At 43.8% G+C, this 17,647-nt stretch carries 18 protein-coding genes; 8 read left to right on the top strand and 10 right to left on the bottom strand.

Annotation, left to right across the window (positions count from 1 at the left end; translation table 11 throughout):
• The coding region (locus tag LC605_RS12645) for a transposase (protein WP_369010353.1) at positions 1–96 on the bottom strand (96 nt) is incomplete at its 3' end.
• A gap of 110 nt (positions 97–206) precedes the next feature.
• On the opposite strand from LC605_RS12645, the gene LC605_RS12640 reads away from it, so the two are divergent.
• Positions 207–650: a transposase gene (locus tag LC605_RS12640; protein ID WP_229547885.1), complete on the top strand. Its 444-nt coding sequence runs from the start codon at positions 207–209 to the stop codon at positions 648–650.
• 306 nt (positions 651–956) lie between these two features.
• On the opposite strand, the gene LC605_RS12635 is transcribed toward LC605_RS12640, so the two are convergent.
• Entirely contained in the window at positions 957–1,586 is a 630-nt protein-coding gene (locus tag LC605_RS12635; protein WP_229547884.1) for a hypothetical protein, read from the bottom strand.
• 279 nt (positions 1,587–1,865) lie between these two features.
• Between LC605_RS12635 and argB the strand changes: the two genes are divergently transcribed.
• The 3 genes from argB (at position 1,866) to LC605_RS12620 (ending at position 4,331) form a co-directional block, all read left to right on the top strand.
• Positions 1,866–2,762 carry an acetylglutamate kinase gene (gene argB, locus LC605_RS12630; RefSeq protein ID WP_229547883.1) on the top strand — a complete coding sequence of 299 codons (897 nt, stop codon included), beginning with the start codon at positions 1,866–1,868 and terminating at the stop codon, positions 2,760–2,762.
• An 82-nt stretch (positions 2,763–2,844) separates the two neighbouring features.
• Positions 2,845–3,387 carry a tetratricopeptide repeat protein gene (locus LC605_RS12625; protein ID WP_229547882.1) on the top strand — a complete coding sequence of 181 codons (543 nt, stop codon included), beginning with the start codon at positions 2,845–2,847 and terminating at the stop codon, positions 3,385–3,387.
• A gap of 41 nt (positions 3,388–3,428) precedes the next feature.
• Entirely contained in the window at positions 3,429–4,331 is a 903-nt protein-coding gene (locus LC605_RS12620; protein WP_229547881.1) for a DUF3153 domain-containing protein, read from the top strand.
• Positions 4,332–4,399: 68 nt separating this feature from the next.
• On the opposite strand, the gene LC605_RS12615 is transcribed toward LC605_RS12620, so the two are convergent.
• Positions 4,400–4,540 carry a hypothetical protein gene (locus tag LC605_RS12615; protein WP_229547880.1) on the bottom strand — a complete coding sequence of 47 codons (141 nt, stop codon included), beginning with the start codon at positions 4,538–4,540 and terminating at the stop codon, positions 4,400–4,402.
• A 59-nt stretch (positions 4,541–4,599) separates the two neighbouring features.
• A complete protein-coding gene (gene pdxH / locus LC605_RS12610) occupies positions 4,600–5,244 on the bottom strand; it encodes a pyridoxamine 5'-phosphate oxidase (protein ID WP_229547879.1) in 645 nt (214 codons plus the stop codon).
• 687 nt (positions 5,245–5,931) lie between these two features.
• On the opposite strand from pdxH, the gene LC605_RS12605 reads away from it, so the two are divergent.
• Both LC605_RS12605 and LC605_RS12600 read left to right on the top strand, forming a co-directional pair.
• Complete coding sequence (locus LC605_RS12605) at positions 5,932–6,741, top strand: segregation/condensation protein A (RefSeq protein WP_229547878.1); 810 nt, start codon at positions 5,932–5,934, stop codon at positions 6,739–6,741.
• A 230-nt stretch (positions 6,742–6,971) separates the two neighbouring features.
• Positions 6,972–8,141, top strand: a complete 1,170-nt coding sequence (locus LC605_RS12600) for a sugar phosphate nucleotidyltransferase (protein ID WP_229547877.1) — start codon at positions 6,972–6,974, stop codon at positions 8,139–8,141.
• A 107-nt stretch (positions 8,142–8,248) separates the two neighbouring features.
• Here LC605_RS12600 and speA read toward each other — a convergent pair whose 3' ends face one another.
• Positions 8,249–10,261 (bottom strand): biosynthetic arginine decarboxylase, encoded by a 2,013-nt coding sequence (gene speA / locus LC605_RS12595; protein ID WP_229547876.1) that lies wholly within the window; start codon positions 10,259–10,261, stop codon positions 8,249–8,251.
• A gap of 275 nt (positions 10,262–10,536) precedes the next feature.
• Between speA and ndk the strand changes: the two genes are divergently transcribed.
• Positions 10,537–10,986, top strand: coding sequence for a nucleoside-diphosphate kinase (gene ndk / locus LC605_RS12590; protein ID WP_229547887.1), 450 nt, complete (start codon positions 10,537–10,539; stop codon positions 10,984–10,986).
• 229 nt (positions 10,987–11,215) lie between these two features.
• On the opposite strand, the gene LC605_RS12585 is transcribed toward ndk, so the two are convergent.
• From LC605_RS12585 to hemE, 4 genes are all read right to left on the bottom strand, one after another.
• Positions 11,216–11,938 carry a TerC family protein gene (locus LC605_RS12585; protein ID WP_229547875.1) on the bottom strand — a complete coding sequence of 241 codons (723 nt, stop codon included), beginning with the start codon at positions 11,936–11,938 and terminating at the stop codon, positions 11,216–11,218.
• Between the two features lie 111 nt (positions 11,939–12,049).
• Positions 12,050–12,199, bottom strand: a complete 150-nt coding sequence (locus tag LC605_RS12580; protein WP_229547874.1) for a hypothetical protein — start codon at positions 12,197–12,199, stop codon at positions 12,050–12,052.
• 366 nt (positions 12,200–12,565) lie between these two features.
• A complete protein-coding gene (locus LC605_RS12575; protein WP_229547873.1) occupies positions 12,566–13,522 on the bottom strand; it encodes an NAD(P)-dependent oxidoreductase in 957 nt (318 codons plus the stop codon).
• Between the two features lie 357 nt (positions 13,523–13,879).
• Entirely contained in the window at positions 13,880–14,941 is a 1,062-nt protein-coding gene (gene hemE / locus LC605_RS12570) for a uroporphyrinogen decarboxylase (RefSeq protein WP_229547872.1), read from the bottom strand.
• A gap of 270 nt (positions 14,942–15,211) precedes the next feature.
• On the opposite strand from hemE, the gene LC605_RS12565 reads away from it, so the two are divergent.
• Positions 15,212–15,949, top strand: coding sequence for a hypothetical protein (locus LC605_RS12565; protein WP_229547871.1), 738 nt, complete (start codon positions 15,212–15,214; stop codon positions 15,947–15,949).
• Between the two features lie 281 nt (positions 15,950–16,230).
• Here LC605_RS12565 and LC605_RS12560 read toward each other — a convergent pair whose 3' ends face one another.
• Complete coding sequence (locus tag LC605_RS12560; protein ID WP_229547870.1) at positions 16,231–17,547, bottom strand: ABC transporter substrate-binding protein; 1,317 nt, start codon at positions 17,545–17,547, stop codon at positions 16,231–16,233.
• Positions 17,548–17,647: the final 100 nt, after the last annotated feature.

Raw genomic sequence — 17,647 nt, 5'->3', positions numbered from 1 at the left:
TTCACGCTTGCGACCACCGGGTTTTGGTTCTGGAATCATGTCACTCAGAAATTCATATTGGGCGAGGGTCAGATTGCTGGGGTATGCTTTACTCATGTCGCTCTCTCGGTGCTGTCTATTATCTATTCACAGCGTATACCCAGAGAGCTTTTTTACCATCTCTCCGACTTTTCAAACAACCTCTTAGATCTGGTCTTGGCACTCTAGTGATTGGGTGGAACGAAGGCTTTAAGGAAGCTGCCAACATGGGTAGAGTGAACAACCAAAAGTTTGTTCAAATGCCTTTGGGTAAGCTCAAAGACCGATTAAAACAACTGTGTAATTTACACGGAATTAGATTTCAGGAAACCGAAGAAGCCTACACTTCCAAATCGAGCTATTTAGATGGAGACTCCCTACCCAAATACGGTGAGAAACCTATTGGTTGGAAAGCATCTGGAAAGCGAATTGAACGTGGTTTGTATCGGTCGGCCAATGGTTCAATTCTAAACGCCGATTTGAACGCTAGCGCGAATATTTTACGAAAAGTAGCCAGCAATCTAAGCATTGACTTAGGCTTACTGGGTAGGCGGTGTTTGACGACCGCAGCGAGAGTTAGACTTTGGATTCTTCCGAATTCTTCTTTGTCCGCAGAATCTCAGTCCCTTTAGGGCTGAGAGTGTCAATCCCTAGCTTCAGCCGAATGATTTCAATTCTAGAGGTTTGAAGGAGCGATCGCTTCCACAGCTATTGAACATGGTAAGTAGGTCGGCGCAATTAAAGATAACTGGTAATGGCTGTCATTTGTCCTTTGTCATTCGTCCTTGGCAAGGGTTTCAAGCCCGTTTACGTTTCGTCACATAGTTTGATTTATTTTCACCGACTTACTTAGGTTAATTTGGGCAATTGATGCCTACAGCCAGAGGGTGTCACGGGACTTTGCTGTATGTTCCGTGTTGTCTCAATTGTGAGCAAACTCATGCGCCATTTACCAAAGTACTGTAGTCCAAAGAGCTATCTGCAAAGAGAAATTTCTCTCCGGTATTAATACTGCCACCGTTAGTGATACCAGTTCCCTTACCGCCGTATGCGACGCCTGAGGAGTTGTAGGTGCGAATGTCGGTGAAGCCGTTGCCACCGATACCGGTGCCAGTGATCGTGTTTTCTCCATCTCCGGTATTAATACTGCCACTGTTAGTGATACCAGTTCCAGTACCGCCGTTTACGACGGGTAAGGCGTTGTAGCCGAAGCCGCGGACGCCGTTGCCGCCATTGCCTGTGGCGGTGATCGTGTCGTTTCCTGAGCCTGTATTCAGAGTGCCATTATTAGCGATGCCAGTGCCAGTACCGCCGTCGCCGCCGTATTCGTCGTCGCCAACGTTACCACCAGTACTACTACCACTGCCCTTAATGGTGTCGTTTCCTGAGCGTGTATCAATGGAACCTGGACTTAAAATCTTAATTCCAATTGCCCCTGGACTTAAAATCTCAATACCTGAATTTAAAATCTCAATTTCAATTCCGAAAGATGTATTTAACTCTTCCCCGACTATATTGTCCGCACTGTCAGTGCCGATGAAATTGGGTGGAACGTTTACTCTAGGCATGGTCAAAATCCTCCTTCATTAGATTTATAACGTCAGCACGAATTCAATTGATCACTCTCTCAAAAAAATTCCCCGAATCCTTTCTCTAAATGTCCTACTACAGCCAGAATGCTGGGATCTTTGACAAACTGCGTCGCCACCTGTTGAGCTAAACTGGGATCATTGTCATCGCTTTGCCCCTGGAGCCTCTTTTGACCAATGCCCCTTCTGTTATTGTTGCAGGTTCCAAAGTCTTCTACACTGACTGAAATAGGTTTTAATTTTCAACGGCGGCTCCTCATGACGGTCAACGATTCTGAATACATCAGGCAAGCTGAAGCCACTCGTGTACGTGTACTCAGCGAAGCACTACCTTATATCCAACAATTCGCCGGTCGCACTGTTGTTGTCAAATATGGTGGCGCAGCAATGAAAGATAGCACACTCAAAGACAAAGTTATCCGCGATATTGTATTCTTATCATGCGTGGGCTTGCGTCCAATTGTAGTACACGGCGGTGGCCCAGAAATTAACAGTTGGTTAGATAAGCTGGGCATCGAACCACAATTTAAAAATGGTCTGCGAGTCACTGATACCTCCACAATGGATGTGGTGGAAATGGTTTTAGTTGGTCGAGTTAACAAAGAAATTGTCGCCCTAATTAATCAAGCTGGTGGATTGGCGGTCGGGCTTTGCGGTAAAGACGGTAATCTATTTACAGCCCGTCCCCAAGGTCAAGAAGGCATCGGTTTTGTGGGGGAAGTCAGCAATGTCAATATCAAGATTTTAGACACCCTCGCTAGCAATGGCTATATTCCGGTAGTGTCTAGCGTCGCCGCAGATGAGACAGGGCAAGCTTATAATATTAACGCCGATACTGTAGCGGGAGAAATCGCTGCTGCATTAGGAGCAGAAAAGTTAATTTTACTGACCGACACCAGTGGAATTTTAAAAGATTACAAAGACCCATCTACTTTGATTCCGAAAGTAGATATCCGCGAAGCCCGCGAGCTGATTGCTGATGGTATAGTCAGTGGTGGGATGATTCCCAAAGTGAATTGCTGTGTGCGATCGCTTGCTCAAGGAGTCCGTGCAGCACACATCATTGATGGTCGCATTCCTCATGCCCTGTTACTAGAAATCTTTACTGATGTTGGGATTGGGACGATGATTCTTGGTTCGCAGCTTACCTTGTAGAGGAAATTAAAAGTTTAGAAAAGATTCCAAAAAAATTGCTGGCATTGGCAAAATTAAAACAGTGCTGATTTGTGTATAAGACGTGAGTGCAGAAAGTTTAGAAATTGCTAAAACCCGTTACCAGAATGGGAAAGTTGCCTTTGAAAATGGGCAATACCGCGAAGCTATAGAAAATTTAGAAAAGGCTAGCGCCCTGTTAGCTGGTAATTCTCGCCTTGGGGGCGAAGTAGAAATTTATCTGGTGACAGCTTATGAAGCCGTTGGACGTAGCGATGATGCGATCGCTCTTTGCGAAAGACTCAAACGCCATCCCCATTTTGAAACCAGCAAACAAGCGCGACGGATGCTTTACATCTTAAAAGCACCAAAGCTAAAAAGACCCAGCGAATGGATGACCGAAATCCCCGATTTGGCCGCATTAGCCGATAATGAACTCAAAATTTCTGTAGCTGCTAAATCTACTAAATCTTCTGGCGAACAAAAGCCTAAACCTCCAGAGCCAGAATTCGTTGACCTCAGTCAGGTCAATACCAGAGATAATCGCTTTATCTGGGTGGCGCTAATTGCCATTGCCTTAACCATCTCCTACTTGGTTTGGTTGAGTTTTTCAGGAATCCCTGGCTGATGCCAATTTTGGATTGTTGACTTTTGGGGAGACTTATAGTTATGAATTCTTCAATTTTCGGAAAGATTTTCCTGTGGTTAATCAGACCATTTAGTTTTGCGTTGACGAAGAAGAAATTTCCCTCACCACTGAATGGTCGAAATCGAATGAACCGCGTCTTTCCCATCGGAAATCCTATTTTGTGGGTAGTTTTGTTAACATCTCTGCTACTGACTGGCTGTGTTAAGTACGATGTGGGAATTAACTTTGACAACTCAAATAGTGGCGAACTAGTACAGCATATTAAGTTGGGAGAACGACTAACCAGCTTTAGTGGCGATTCTGTGTATGAATGGTTAAATAGCATAGAACGCCGTGCCCGTCAACTTGAAGGTAAAGCGCAACGAGTTTCCCAAGAAGAAATCATCGTCACAATTCCTTTTAGTAATGGTAGGGAATTGCAAGAGAAGTTCAACGAATTTTTTAATTCGCGTGTGAATCAACCCTCTGAGTCTGTGCAGAGCGAATCTAACTCAGAACTGCCGAAAATTGAATCAAATGTCCTCTTGGAGCAGAATTATTTTTTACTTTTAGTCCGAAATCGGTTGATTTATGATTTGGATTTGCGATCGCTGTCTCTAATTGCCAGCAAAGGTAACGTCTTGAGTAATGCTGGTTCAATTCTCGATTTAGAATTTAGCTTGAAGACTCCTTGGGGAGCCAAAAATATTCAACTAACTGAAACGGCAATACAGCCAGAAAAGAATGGCAATCAACTACTGTGGAAACTCCAGCCTGGTGAGCTAAACCACATAGAAGCTGTTTTTTGGCTTCCTAGTCCCCTTGGTATTGGTACATTGTTAATTGTCCTGTTTGTCTGGGGAGGATTGTACTTAAGATACAATTTCATGCCAGATCCCAGAATTCAGTTTCCTCCCAAAGCAGCCACAGTTCAAGAACAATAGACTATTCATCTCGAAAAAAGTAAAAGCAAAAATCCTCGCTAATCAGGAGATATTTGGTGGTAAATATTCTACATATTGATTCCAGCCCTCATGGTGAACGAGCCAGGGGGAGATGAGGGAGCAGGGGGAGATGAGGGAGCAGGGGGAGATGAGGGAGCAGGGGGAGATGAGGGAGCAGGGGGAGATGAGGGAAGTAAATTCTTCCTCATCCCCCTCATCCCCCTCATCCCCCTCATCCCCCTCATCCCCCTCATCCCCCTCATCCCCCTCAAGGTGACAACCGCTCAATATTCCAAGTGCCATTATCTAAACGGGTATAGAGCAAGCGATCGTGTAACCTACTAGGGCGTCCTTGCCAAAACTCAATTTCTGTGGGAATCACTCGTAAGCCTCCCCAATGAGGCGGTCGGGGAATCTCCTGATTTTCATATTTACTCTGGAATTCCTGCAAGCGTCTTTCAAGAACCTCTCGGCTTCCTATCACCTCACTTTGATTGGATATCCACGCACCCAGGCGACTGTTGGCAGGGCGAGTGTGAAAATATCGGTCAGACTCAGTTTGGGAAACTTTTTCCACATACCCCGAAATTCGGACTTGACGCTCCAGTTCTGCCCACCAGAAGACTAAAGCCGCCTGGGGATTTTCTGCCAGTTCTTGTCCTTTGTGACTGTTGTAGTTGGTAAAGAAGGCAAAGCCCCGTTCATCAAAATCCTTAAGCAGCACCATTCTGGCTGAAGGCTTACCGTCTGGGGTGGCGGTAGCAATGGTCATGGCATTTGGTTCCGGAAGTTCTGCTGCTAGAGCCTGAGAAAACCATTTTTTAAATTGGATAAAAGGATTGAGGTCTACTTCAAGTTCGCTCAAACCTTCCAAGGTGTAGTCTTTGCGAAGGTCAGCTATGGTTTTGTCCATTTTGATTTGGTTCCTTGCTATCAGATACGCTTATACATATCTTTGTTAAAAATATCTATGATGATCAGATTAATGATCAGCCCCATCAAGAATTTTACCAAGCCCCTTCTCTACGAGAGGGTGCGCCAACGGGGCGGGAACTCTTATAGCGGTTCTCGCTTGGATGCAGTACAGTTTTGACCTCTCTCCAAACCTCTCTCCTAAGAGGAGAGAGGCTTTGAGTCTTACTCCCCTTCCCTTGTAGGGAAGGGGCTGGGGGTTAGGTCTGTATTCCATGCAATTGAGAAGCGCATATTTCCAGGTGCCGTACTCTCAGCTTTAACGCACCCGACAATTTAAGGTTTACTTTATAAATGGTCTCTTAGGCTGCACTTCGACTTACCTCGACTCCGCTCGGCACAAGTCGCTCAGTGACCACGCCAAGGAGACGCACTCGCGTTCACTACAAACTCCAAATAATATGACAGTTGCGTAAGTCCTAATCTAAAATTGGCACGGTCAAAAGTTGCACAATCTGATCTCACAATTCACAATGGGGATTGATTACAAATTTCAGAGGATACTGCCAGCAGGCAATTCCTGATTCAAAGAAGTGCAAGCAAATGTATAAAGTACACGCTTTGCCAATAGTCAATGAGTTTAGTGTTGAATTTACTTGATTCTGATTAATTAATTTAGAACCCGTTGATGGAAGCTTCCGAGCTATTAGAAACAATCACACTCTTGATTTATCAAGCCCAGCAGGGAGAAATTGATCCTTGGGATGTCCAAGTGATTGAGGTGATTGACCGTTACTTAGAACTAATGGCACCGGAGTCAATCGGAAGAGGCTATGAAGCGGACTTGTCTCAATCTGGACAGGCTTTTTTGTCAGCATCAATGCTGGTATTGTTCAAAGCTAATACCTTGATGCAATTGTCAACAGTAGGGGATGCAGAAGAGGATGTAAATAATGATTCCTTGTTTTTAAGTGAAGACGGTGTATCACATCAGGGTCATCGTCTACCATTAGAACGGCAATTGCGTCGTCGTCCAGCGGCAATGCCGCCACCAAAGCGCCGGGTGACTCTGCAAGAGTTAATCGAGCAATTGCAGATTATGGCGAACCAACTGAAACTGGTAGAAAAAGTCAGCAAACCAATCCGTCCCAGGCGTCAACCTAGCGTCCAAAGTATGCGGGAGGCGCTAGAGTTAGCTCACCAAGAAAATCTGACAGAAGTCGCTAGGCAACTGGAGCAGGTGTTGAAGATGTCGGCAAGAGAGCTAAATTTAGAACAACTTGTAGAGTTATGGACTCAGACAAAGCTTCTCAATCAAAATGACTCTGGACATGAGTCTGAACACAGTCAACTAGTTAGCGTTTTCTGGGCGCTACTATTACTCTCGGCTCAATCGAAAGTAGAGCTATTTCAAGAAGAGTTTTACCATGAGATTAAAATTCGTTTACTTACAGATTCAGCCAATATCTGCAAACCCTTTGAACACCCAATGAACTGAGGAAGCCAAAAGTAGCTCTACAGATAATTTACAGATTTGTGCTTCAGTCCCAAAATCCGAGTAAATTGAAAAGATAAGCGATCGCTTGTCATCCAAGTATAACTATGGTTGTAATAACCACTAAATTCCTGTTATCCCTGTTTGGGGACAACTTAGAGCAGAAATAAAAACTGATGATAAAGTATCACTCGATGAAAGTAAACTGGCTTGTGGTTGAGGAATAAATTTTTATGAAAGCGATGATTCTCGCGGCTGGTAAGGGTACTCGCGTGCGTCCGATTACCTATACAATTCCCAAACCGATGATTCCCATCCTGCAAAAGCCAGTGATGGAGTTCTTGCTGGAACTGTTACGCCAACATGGATTTGACCAAATTATGGTCAACGTTAGTCATTTGGCTGAGGAAATAGAAAACTATTTCCGTGACGGTCAGCGATTTGGGGTGCAGATTGCCTATTCGTTTGAAGGGAAAATTGGTGACGACGGTAAATTAGAGGGAGAAGCAATCGGTTCAGCTGGAGGGATGCGCCGCATCCAAGACTTCTCGCCGTTTTTTGATGATACCTTTGTGGTTTTGTGCGGTGATGCATTGATTGACTTGGATTTAACTGCGGCAGTTAAATGGCATAAAGCTAAAGGTGCGATCGCTACTATTATCACGAAATCTGTCCCCAAGGAAGAAGTTTCTAGCTACGGTGTGGTTGTCACTGACGAAGATGGTCGCATCGAAGCTTTCCAAGAAAAGCCTTCAATTGAAGAAGCCCTCAGCACCAATATCAACACAGGTATTTACATCTTTGAGCCAGAGGTTTTTAATTATATCCCCTCTGGTGTCGAATATGACATTGGTAGCCAATTGTTTCCCAAATTGGTAGAAATCAAAGCTCCCTTCTACGCCATCCCTATGGACTTTGAATGGGTAGATATTGGTAAAGTACCAGACTATTGGCGGGCAATTCGCGGTGTGCTGCTAGGTGAAATCAAAAATGTGCAAATCCCCGGTCATGAAGTTGCCCCTGGCATCTACACTGGCTTAAATGTCGCCATCAATTGGGACAAAGTGGATATCACAGGCCCAGTTTACATTGGCGGCATGACGAGAATCGAAGATGGAGCTAAAATTGTCGGCCCTGCGATGATTGGCCCCAATTGTTGGATATGTAGTGGTGCAACAGTAGAAAACAGCGTGATTTTTGAATGGTCACGCTTGGGCCCCGGAGTCAGGTTAGTCGATAAGCTGGTATTTGGACGTTATTGCGTGGATAAAACTGGCGCCGCGATCGATGTTCAAGCTGCTGCTTTAGACTGGCTGATTACCGATGCTCGTCAGACAGTGCCATCACAGACCCCTGTTGAGCGACAAGCGATAGAGGAATTGTTGGGGACAAGCGCAAATTAAAGTTAGGAGTTGGGAGTTGGGAGTTGGGAGTTGGGAGTTGGGAGTTGGGAGTTTGTATTTCACTCTTCACTCCTAACTCTTCACTCCTAACTCTTCACTCCTAACTCCTAACTATTTAAGTACGTATATCTTCGGAGACTCTGCTCGTAGGTTTGCAGCAGTCGCTGAGATTCTGCTAGGGTGATGCGCTTTTCTTCTAATGCTTTCTCACAACGCTGGCGAATGTTTTCCACCATATCTTCGGAGTCATACTGGACGTAGCTGACTACTTCGCTCATGGTGTCACCTTTGACAACGTGTTCAATCTGGTAGCCTTTGGGCGTCAATTGGATGTGAACGGCGTTAGTGTCGCCAAACAGGTTGTGCAAATTGCCCATAATTTCCTGGTAAGCTCCATTCAAGAACATCCCCAAATAATAGGGTTCTCCGGGCTTATAGGTATGTAGTTCTAAAACTGACTTGACATCGCGCAGGTCTATAAAGCGATCGATTTTGCCGTCACTGTCGCAGGTAAGGTCTGCTAAAATTCCCCGCCGCGTTGGTTCTTCATCCAAGCGGTGGATTGGCATGATCGGGAATAGCTGGTCGATCGCCCAGCAATCTGGTGCCGATTGAAATACTGACATATTCACGTAGTAGATGGAAGCCATGATTTTTTCTAGGTCTTCCAGTTCATCAGGTACGTATTCTTGCTGTCTAGTGATGTTAAGAATTTTTTGACAACAAGCCCAGTAGAGGCGTTCGGCCTTGGCTCGTTCTCTGAGGCGTAAAATTCCTAAGTTAAAGCGGCTGATGGCTTCTTCTTTGAATTGTGCAGCGTCGTGGTAGAATTCTTGATAGTTCTCTTGATTGATGGATTGGTAAGTTTCCCAAAGATAATTAATAATTGGCGATTCTCCCTCTTGCGGTGGCTCTGGGATGTCGAGGGGAACATCGCTAGTGCTGAGAACATCAAAAATCAGCAGCGACTGATGGGAAGCCAGCGCTCGTCCACTTTCACTAATCAGTGTTGGTACGGTAATCTGCCCCTCTGCACAGGTATCTTTTAACTCTGCCACGATGTCGTTGGCATAGTTCTGCATATTGTAATTTTTCGATGCGTAGAAGTTGGTTTGGGAGCCATCATAATCTACGCCCAAGCCGCCACCAACATCAAGGTATTTCATATCCGCCCCCAGCATCGCCAATTCGACGTAAATGCGGCTGGCTTCTTGGATAGCATCTTTAATCACATTGATGGCAGAGATTTGTGAGCCAATGTGGAAGTGCATTAACTGCAAAGAATCGAGCAGGTTAGCTTCTCGTAACTTGTCAACAGCCTCGATGACCTCAGGCATTGTCAAACCAAATTTAGCGCGATCGCCACTAGAGGCTCCCCAACGTCCCATACCTTGGGTACTGAGTTTAGCACGAACACCTAATATCGGCTTAATACCTAACTGGCGATTGGCATCAATCACCAAATCAACCTCTTCAATCTGTTCTAAGACGATGATTGGTGTTTGCCCTAGTCTTTGGGCTAGCATTGCCGTTTCGATGTATTCTCGGTCTTTGTAGCCGTTGCAAACTAACAATGCTCCTGGTGTATCCAACACAGCCAGAGCAATCATTAATTCTGGCTTGGAACCGGCTTCTAAACCAAATTGATGAGGCTTGCCAAATTTCACTAAATCCTCAATCAGATGCCGTTCTTGGTTACACTTGACGGGAAAGACGCCACGGTAGACACCAGGGTAGTTGTAGCGGGCGATCGCTTTGGCAAAACAAGCGTTCAACCGTTCAATTCGGTCTTCCAAAATATCAGAAAAGCGAATCAACATGGGAAGCCCCAAGTTGCGCTGTTTCATGGCATTGACCAATTCAAACAAGTCTAGCGAACCCCCGCGATCGCCCTTGGGTGCTACGGTAACGTGACCAGCAGCGCTAATGGAAAAATAGGGTTGTCCCCAACCTTCAATGCGGTATAGTGCTTCACTATCCTCAATTTTCCAGGAGCGAGGTAAATCTCCTGTGGTAGGACTAGGTGGTAACAGTTTTTTGTGCTTATGATTTTTCACTTCTTTGTGTCCATTGGACGGTAGTACCACCTCGTCAGATGTAGCAGTTGAATCAACACCCATTTCTTCCTAACCTCTGTTTTTCACCCACAAATTAACAATTTAACGCATTCATTTGGGAACGTATATGCGCCTAAAGATAATTTCTAAGATAAACTCTGATTGGTCAAGAGTCATTGGTCAAGAGTCATTGGTCATTGGTCATTGGTCATTGGTCACTTGTACTGAGCGAAGTCGAAGTATTGGTCATTAGCAAAGGACAAAGGACAAATGACAAAGGACAAGCGACAAATGACAAAGGACTAAATAAAAAATTCATTAAGTTTTGGGAGATAGCAATGGAACGCACATTCTTAGCAATTAAGCCTGATGGAGTACAACGGGGACTGGTGGGGGAAATTATCCGTCGCTTTGAAACTAAAGGTTTTACCCTAGTTGGTTTAAAGTTCCTAAAAGTTAGTCGGGAATTGGCCCAACAACACTATGGTGTTCACCGGGAACGTCCCTTTTTTGGTGGTCTAGTGGAATTTATCACTTCTAGCCCAGTGGTGGCGATGGTATGGGAAGGTGATGGTGTCATTGCATCTGCCAGAAAGATTATTGGTGCGACAAACCCCTTAACAGCAGAGCCGGGAACGATTCGCGGCGATTTTGGGCTGAATATTGGTCGCAACTTAATCCACGGTTCTGATGCTCCAGAAACCGCGCAACAGGAAATAGCCTTATGGTTTAAGGATGAAGAATTGGTCAGTTGGCAACCACATTTAACGCCTTGGTTGCACGAGTAATAGGGAGTTAGGAGTTAGGAGTAGAACTTACGCAAGTGTCACAAAAAATAAAAGCTTTTAGTTTGTAGTAAGGGCTACCCTACGGAAACGCTCCGCGAACAGCCCTGATGAAAGAGGACTAAAGTCCTCACTACAAACTAAAAATAATATGCCAGTTACGTAAGTCCTAAAAAGTTAAGAGTCAGGAGTTAAAGATTCATTTAATAACTCCTCACTCCTCACTCCTCAATTACTTAGAGACTTCGCTCTTTTCTGGTTCTACCTGGGGCAATTCAGTGCCAACACGCTTGGAAAATCCCCAGCCTAAAATTAGGAAGATGGCAGCAATCATTATCCATTCTGGTGGAACTAAACTATCGTTCACCACTTTTAACAACAAGCGCAAGCCTACAAACGCTACAGTTATGTAGCCTGCATCCTCTAGGTTTTCATATTCGTCTAGCCAACGGATAAACAATCCCGCCATGAATCGCAGCGTAATAATACCAATTGTTGCACCCGTCAGCACTAGCCATTTTTCTTGAGAAACTGCGATCGCAGTTGTCACGCTATCCAAAGAAAATGCCAAATCTGTAAATGCAATCACGGGTATAGCTTGCAACAACGAATTAAAACGCGGCCCGTGATGGTGATCGTCTTCACTTTGTTGAGAGCTAAAGTGCTGGAATACCAACCACAGTAGGTAAGCAGCGCCCAATAATTCAAATTGCCAGAATTGTTGCACCCAAGTGGCAGTTAAAATTAGGGTGATTCGTAGCACATAGGCAACGACTAAACCAAAGTTGAGGGCCTTACGCTCAAGTTCTTTGTCTTCTAGCCCTTGAGCGATCGCAGCCAGGGCGATCGCGTTATCGGCAGATAACACCGCCTCTAAAAATATCAGGATCAGCAGAACTATGGGGGCTTCAACGCTGAAATGAAAGTTGAGGTAATCAAAAATTCGGTCTAGCATTCCGGGTTTCTCAAACAGAAAAAATTAAAATTTCACAAAAACAGAGATTTTAGTCTTAAAAAGCGCAATAAATTGCTACTTTAATTCAGCTTAACGTGGTTATGGTGCATTTTAAAGAGAGTTGAATGTATGCGATCGCCGTGCCATAAAGATATTTTTGGTATGATTCAATACACTAAAAGTTTTAACATCTGACTCAATGCGATCGCAATGGACTGCTGTGATTTCGCATCTAGAATTAGAATATGTTGGGTTTAGCAACGTGCTAAACCTCTACGACAGATGAAGTTTAAGTAGGGTGCGTTGCAATACTGCGTAGGTTTTGGCAAAAAAATAAAAAATGTGTAGGTTGGGGAGCCACTGCGCCCTTGCGGGTTAAGAGACTTGTTCGCTTTTAGCGTTCCCGCAGGGTAGCACGTGGCGTTTGAGGAACGAAACCCAACCGAAGAGCGGGGTTTGTTGGGTTTCGCATTGCGCTCAACCCAACCTACAAATATTAAAAACCTACGCAGTATTGGGTAGTAACGAGTCCCCTAAATCCCCAACTAAATCTGACTTTCCGCATTTAGCCCTGATTATTATCTTTCCAGAATTGCGATCGCTGAATTGTTAAGAGTGTCAAATACCTTAGTTCACACCTTCAACACCACTAATTTTTAAAACATCACTCATGGTTGCACAATAATTTGGCAAGCCAAAACTATCGGGATTGATGAATTTTTCATAGGTGAAATGCCGATAGTTCATGCAAAATCTGTCCCAAGCGGCCATCTGAATTCTGAACAGAACAATAATCAAATTAGCCAATGCTATAGATATGGGAATACGAAAGTAAATCTTTTTGCCTAAATAAGCACAAACTTCTTCCACTGCTTGATTAGCAGTTAACTCTACCTGACCTAAAACAAGCCGACGTGGTTGATCGTTTTCCGGAGGACGATCAATTAAATATCGTACTACAGTGGCAATATCTCGTGCGTGGATAAAGTGAAAACTACCATCTGCTTCTAAAAAGCGAATCAAATTGATATATTTCGTCACTTCTGTAATACCAGATGTGACAGCAGAATAAGGTTTATTCGCATCACCGCCCAATACTAAAGTGGGAAATACTGTCGTAATTTTGGGTGCGATCGCTAATTTTTCTTTTTTCTGTAAGCACTCATATTTAGAACGGATATAATCTGTCCCAATTTCTCCAGCTTCTTTTAATGGTTGATTGTAGCGATCCAAAACGCTAGCTGTCGAAAAATAAATTACCTGCTGACAACGTTCTGGATCTAGGAGTTGAAGCAACTCTATAGTCTTGACGACATTAATATCAAATGTCTCATCACCACCCCAAGCTGTGGCTGTGAGTACCGCCGTATCAATTGTGGATAGCAAATCGGCAAACTGGTGAATATTTTGCATATCACCTTGTAAAACGTTGAGGCCTAAACGCGCATTGGTATCAACTTGCAGTTTGCTTGGGTTCCTAACTAGTAGATACAGTTCGTAATCTGTTTCCTTAATTAAGGCTTCTGTTAAATAATGACCTATACAACCACTTGCACCAGTCAATAAAATCCGTTTCTGGCTCATACTAAGATTTTAATAAGTTAGCAGTTAGGAGTTAGCAGTTAGGAGTTAGCAGTTAGGAGTTAGCAGTTAAAAGTTAGGAGTTAGGAGTTGGGAGTTGGGGGTTAGGGGTTAGGAGTTAGGAGTTAGGAGTTGGGAGTTGGGAGTTGGGAGTTGGGAGTTGGGAGTTGGGAGTTAAGAATTAAGAATTAAGTTAAAAGTTCCCAATCAGGAATCATTAATAAAGTTAGGAGTTAGAAGTGAGGAGTTAAGAATAAAAGATAACTTTGCACCTCGCAACTGATAACTTTATAGTTTATAACTCCAAACTCCTAACTCCAAACTCCTAACTCCAAACTCCTAACTCCAAACTCCTAACTCTCAAGCCTTAACTCCTGCAAGATTAAGTTCTTTTGCGGTTTCAAAGAAGAAAGCGACATTTTCTTCGGGAGTTTCTGGTAGGACACCGTGACCGAGATTGAGAATGTGACCCCAATTACCAGCTTTGCGAACGGTATCGAGAATGCGATCGCGGATAAACTGTTTAGAGCCGAATAACACGCCTGGGTCAAGATTTCCTTGAACTTTGACTTGCTTACCCAATCTGGCTCGTGCGTCTGCCATATCCACAGCCCAGTCTACACTGACAATATCCGCGCCAGATTGTGCCATTCTTTCCAATACACCCGCACTACCACTAACTAACAAAATCAAAGGTGTATCGGGGTGGGTTTGCTTGACTTGTTGGAAAACTCTCTGCTGATAGGGGAGAGCAAAGGTGTCATAATCTTGAGGACTCAATTGACCCGCCCAAGAATCGAACATTTGCACAACTTGAGCGCCAGAGTCAATTTGGTAGCGGGCATAGATAGCGATCGCATCTGCTAATTTAGCTAATAGTTGATGCAATATGGTCGGATCGGAAAATGCCATGTTTTTGATGATGGAATAGGTTTTAGAACCTTTTCCCTCCACTGCATAAGCTGCTAAAGTCCACGGCGCACCCACAAAGCCCAACACCGTTGATTTATCGCCGACTTCCGAACGCAACGCTTGCAAAATTGTTTTGATAAATGGTAGATCTGCTTCTGGTTGTAAAGGACGCAAGCTATCAATTTGTTCTTGAGTCCGGAGGGGTGAGTGAATGATTGGCCCTTTACCTTCGGCAATATCCATGTCAATACCCAAACCAGGTAATGGGGTGACAATATCAGAAAATAAAATTACTCCATCTGGCTGGAAAGCTCTCCACGGTTGCAAGGAAACTTCAATTGCTACATCTGGAATTTCCGAGCGATCGCGAAACGAAGGATACTTATCTCTTAAGTCTCGATATGCTTTCATGTATCGTCCCGCTTGTCGCATCATCCATACAGGGGGACGATCTACTACTTCACCACGAGCCGCCCGTAAGAGATGAGGAGTCGTTGAATAAACACCCATTTATCACTTCATCCTAAGTCACAATTTTTATGCCACTGTTTAGCTTATCATTCTGGGATTACGCTTTTTTAGCAGGTTTGGAGTAAAAGGGGAGTGGGAAGTAGAGAGTAGCGGCTAGAGAGTGAGGAGTGAGGATTACGAAATAGGATAAAACAAGAATCAATATTGAACCGGGGATTGCGCATTAGCCATTAGACATGATTATTCTTCTTATCCCCTCATCTCCCTCATCCCCCTCATCTCCCTCATCCCCCACATCCCCCACTCCCTATGCAAACTGACTCTAACACTCCCGATCATGTTGCATCTGCTAATAATGAGCCTAACCCAGGAAAGTTTTTGATTCCGCGATCGCAGCGACAGAGGTTCTTTGTTCAGTTTACCTTAATGACCCTGATCGGATGGGTTGTGGGTGGCGTTGCTAGTATCGCCTTAGAGAAAATTATTCTTCAAAGTCTCTCAGCTAGCGTTGCTATGCAACCACAAACATGGAACACTTTGGTTAGAAGTCTCAGTAACGTTGTATTTGCGGTGATTTTCGCTGCTGACCAGAGCCTTGTTCTTTACCGATATTTACCGGGTTGGCAATGGCTATTTGCTACTAGCATCGGTTGGCTGATTGCCAACAGCGTTTCTACAGCTTGGATTAACTACATTTCAATTATTGCCTCATCATTTCCTGAAGATACTTTGATTTTAGGAATTTTGTCTGCGATCGCATATATTATTTCTGGTATTTGGCTAGGTATTTGCCAATGGCTGGTATTGAAGCGATATACAGCAGACATTTGGTGGTGGAATTTTTTACCCTCAATCTCTTTTTTCTTAATCACTATTTTGGTTTGGTTACTTTTTCTGATCCAAAATTTGATTCCAGAAACCTACCGTACTCCCATCTTATATTGGAGTGGACAAGGACTTACAGCAGTGATTTTGGGAGCCATCCCAGCAATTGGCTTGTGTACATTGAAAAGAAATTTACATCCCAAAACTGAAGTTTCTCCCTGAATTTTGTCGATATATTCCATTTACTAAGTAGAGCGACGCAAATAAAGCTAACTGGCTAAGTACAATATTTCATAAATTCGTAGCGAATTCTCTTTGCGTTCCTACCCTGCGGGAAGGCGAAGCGCCTATGCGCTTCCCTTTGCGTTTAAATTTCAACCCTCAATTCACCACGAATTAATGCTGCATCTGTACTAAGACTGTCATTTGTCCTTCTTCATTTATAAGGGTTTAAAGTGTATTTACGTTTCGTAATATAGTTTGGTTTATTCTTGCCGACTTACTTAATCATGCCAAATCAACTCTAAACGCTCTTGTGCTGTCTTGAGGGCTTTTTCAGCAGACTCTCCTAGCAATGTCGCTTCTATAGCTCGACCAAGACTGTCAGAAAGACGGCTATATCCAGCAATAATCGGTTGAGAACGTGCCACAGATAGTTGGTCAAAAAACACTTTTAACACTGGTTTATCGGTGAGAAATTGTTGATAAGCTTTGCTTTGAGCTGACTTGAGCGTAACTGGCAAAAAACCCGTCCCCATACTCCATTCTATTTGGAATTCCTCACTCAAAACATATTCCAAAAATTTGAATGCTGCTTGCTCTCTCGCTGGTGTGGTCTTCATCACAAAAAAATTTCCAGTACCTGTGACTGTAGCAGCTTTGACACCTGCGGGTATGGGTAACACCTGATGATCAACCTCAGATTTCATGATTAACGTCCAAGGGCCTGTGATCTGCATTGCAACACGACCTGTAAGAAAAGCTTCCTCTTCATAACCTTGTTCTGGGGCAGAAAGCATTACGGAACCATCTTTGATCAATTCTTCCCAAAATTTTAAGGCGGCGATCGCACCTACATTTGTTAAATTGGGGCGATTATTGGTTACAATTTCACCTCCGGCACTATATAAAAACGGCAACCAACTAATCACAGTCCATCCACCTTTTCCTAAAGGCAGTAATATGCCATACTGTTCGGGGCGGCGATCGCCATTGCGGTCTATAGTTAATTTTTTGGCAACTTGTCTCAACTCATCCCAGGTTTTGGGTATTTCTGTGATTCCCGCAGCTTCAAAAAGTTTAGGACGGTAAAAAATCCCAATATTACTGGTGTGCATTGGCACTGACCAAATGTGACCGTCCAACTGCATTTCTGACAATAAGTTAGGTCTAATGTCTGACTTGAGCGGCGATTTATCCAACCAATCTTCTAAAGGTCGAAGTGCGCCTAATTCCACAAATTGACCTGTAAATTCACTGTGGAATGACACGATATCTGGGGGCACATTCGCAACAACTGATGTTAATATTTTTGGTAAATTAGGTTCCGGTTCAAAGATAGACTCAACCTGAATATCAGGATGAGTTTGATTAAATTTATCGACTAATTTTTCAAAAATATCTCGATGTGCAGGGGGATTAATCGATTGCCAAAGTGTCAGATGAATTACTCCATTGTCCTTTGGTCTAATTTGCTGACAACTCGATAAAAACATCAGAGACAAACTCAGAATAATTCCTATAAGCGAAAGTTGCCGAGCAGAATTGATCAAAGAATGCCAAATATCTCTAATTTTGGGAGCTATCAAATTAATATTCATGCAAATTGTTTATAAGTCAATACGCTTGGCTTTGTGGATAATTGTAGGTTGGGTTGAACTTTAGTGAAACCCAACAAACCCCGCTCTTCGGTTGGGTTTC

Source organism: Nostoc sp. CHAB 5836 (assembly GCF_020829445.1).
Classification (GTDB): Bacteria; Cyanobacteriota; Cyanobacteriia; order Cyanobacteriales; family Nostocaceae; genus Nostoc.
Note: the sequence above shows the minus strand (reverse complement) of the source record. Positions and strands in the feature narration are given on the sequence as shown.

Bases quoted from the DNA above. Each gene is read 5' to 3' on its own strand.
- LC605_RS12635 (WP_229547884.1), bottom strand. From the start codon at position 1,586: ATGCCTAGAGTAAACGTTCCACCCAATTTCATCGGCACTGACAGTGCG.
- argB (WP_229547883.1), top strand. From the start codon at position 1,866: ATGACGGTCAACGATTCTGAATACATCAGGCAAGCTGAAGCCACTCGT.
- LC605_RS12620 (WP_229547881.1), top strand. From the start codon at position 3,429: ATGAATTCTTCAATTTTCGGAAAGATTTTCCTGTGGTTAATCAGACCA.
- LC605_RS12615 (WP_229547880.1), bottom strand. From the start codon at position 4,540: ATGAGGAAGAATTTACTTCCCTCATCTCCCCCTGCTCCCTCATCTCCC.
- pdxH (WP_229547879.1), bottom strand. From the start codon at position 5,244: ATGGACAAAACCATAGCTGACCTTCGCAAAGACTACACCTTGGAAGGT.
- LC605_RS12605 (WP_229547878.1), top strand. From the start codon at position 5,932: ATGGAAGCTTCCGAGCTATTAGAAACAATCACACTCTTGATTTATCAA.
- LC605_RS12600 (WP_229547877.1), top strand. From the start codon at position 6,972: ATGAAAGCGATGATTCTCGCGGCTGGTAAGGGTACTCGCGTGCGTCCG.
- speA (WP_229547876.1), bottom strand. From the start codon at position 10,261: ATGGGTGTTGATTCAACTGCTACATCTGACGAGGTGGTACTACCGTCC.
- ndk (WP_229547887.1), top strand. From the start codon at position 10,537: ATGGAACGCACATTCTTAGCAATTAAGCCTGATGGAGTACAACGGGGA.
- LC605_RS12585 (WP_229547875.1), bottom strand. From the start codon at position 11,938: ATGCTAGACCGAATTTTTGATTACCTCAACTTTCATTTCAGCGTTGAA.
- LC605_RS12575 (WP_229547873.1), bottom strand. From the start codon at position 13,522: ATGAGCCAGAAACGGATTTTATTGACTGGTGCAAGTGGTTGTATAGGT.
- hemE (WP_229547872.1), bottom strand. From the start codon at position 14,941: ATGGGTGTTTATTCAACGACTCCTCATCTCTTACGGGCGGCTCGTGGT.
- LC605_RS12565 (WP_229547871.1), top strand. From the start codon at position 15,212: ATGCAAACTGACTCTAACACTCCCGATCATGTTGCATCTGCTAATAAT.
- LC605_RS12560 (WP_229547870.1), bottom strand. From the start codon at position 17,547: ATGAATATTAATTTGATAGCTCCCAAAATTAGAGATATTTGGCATTCT.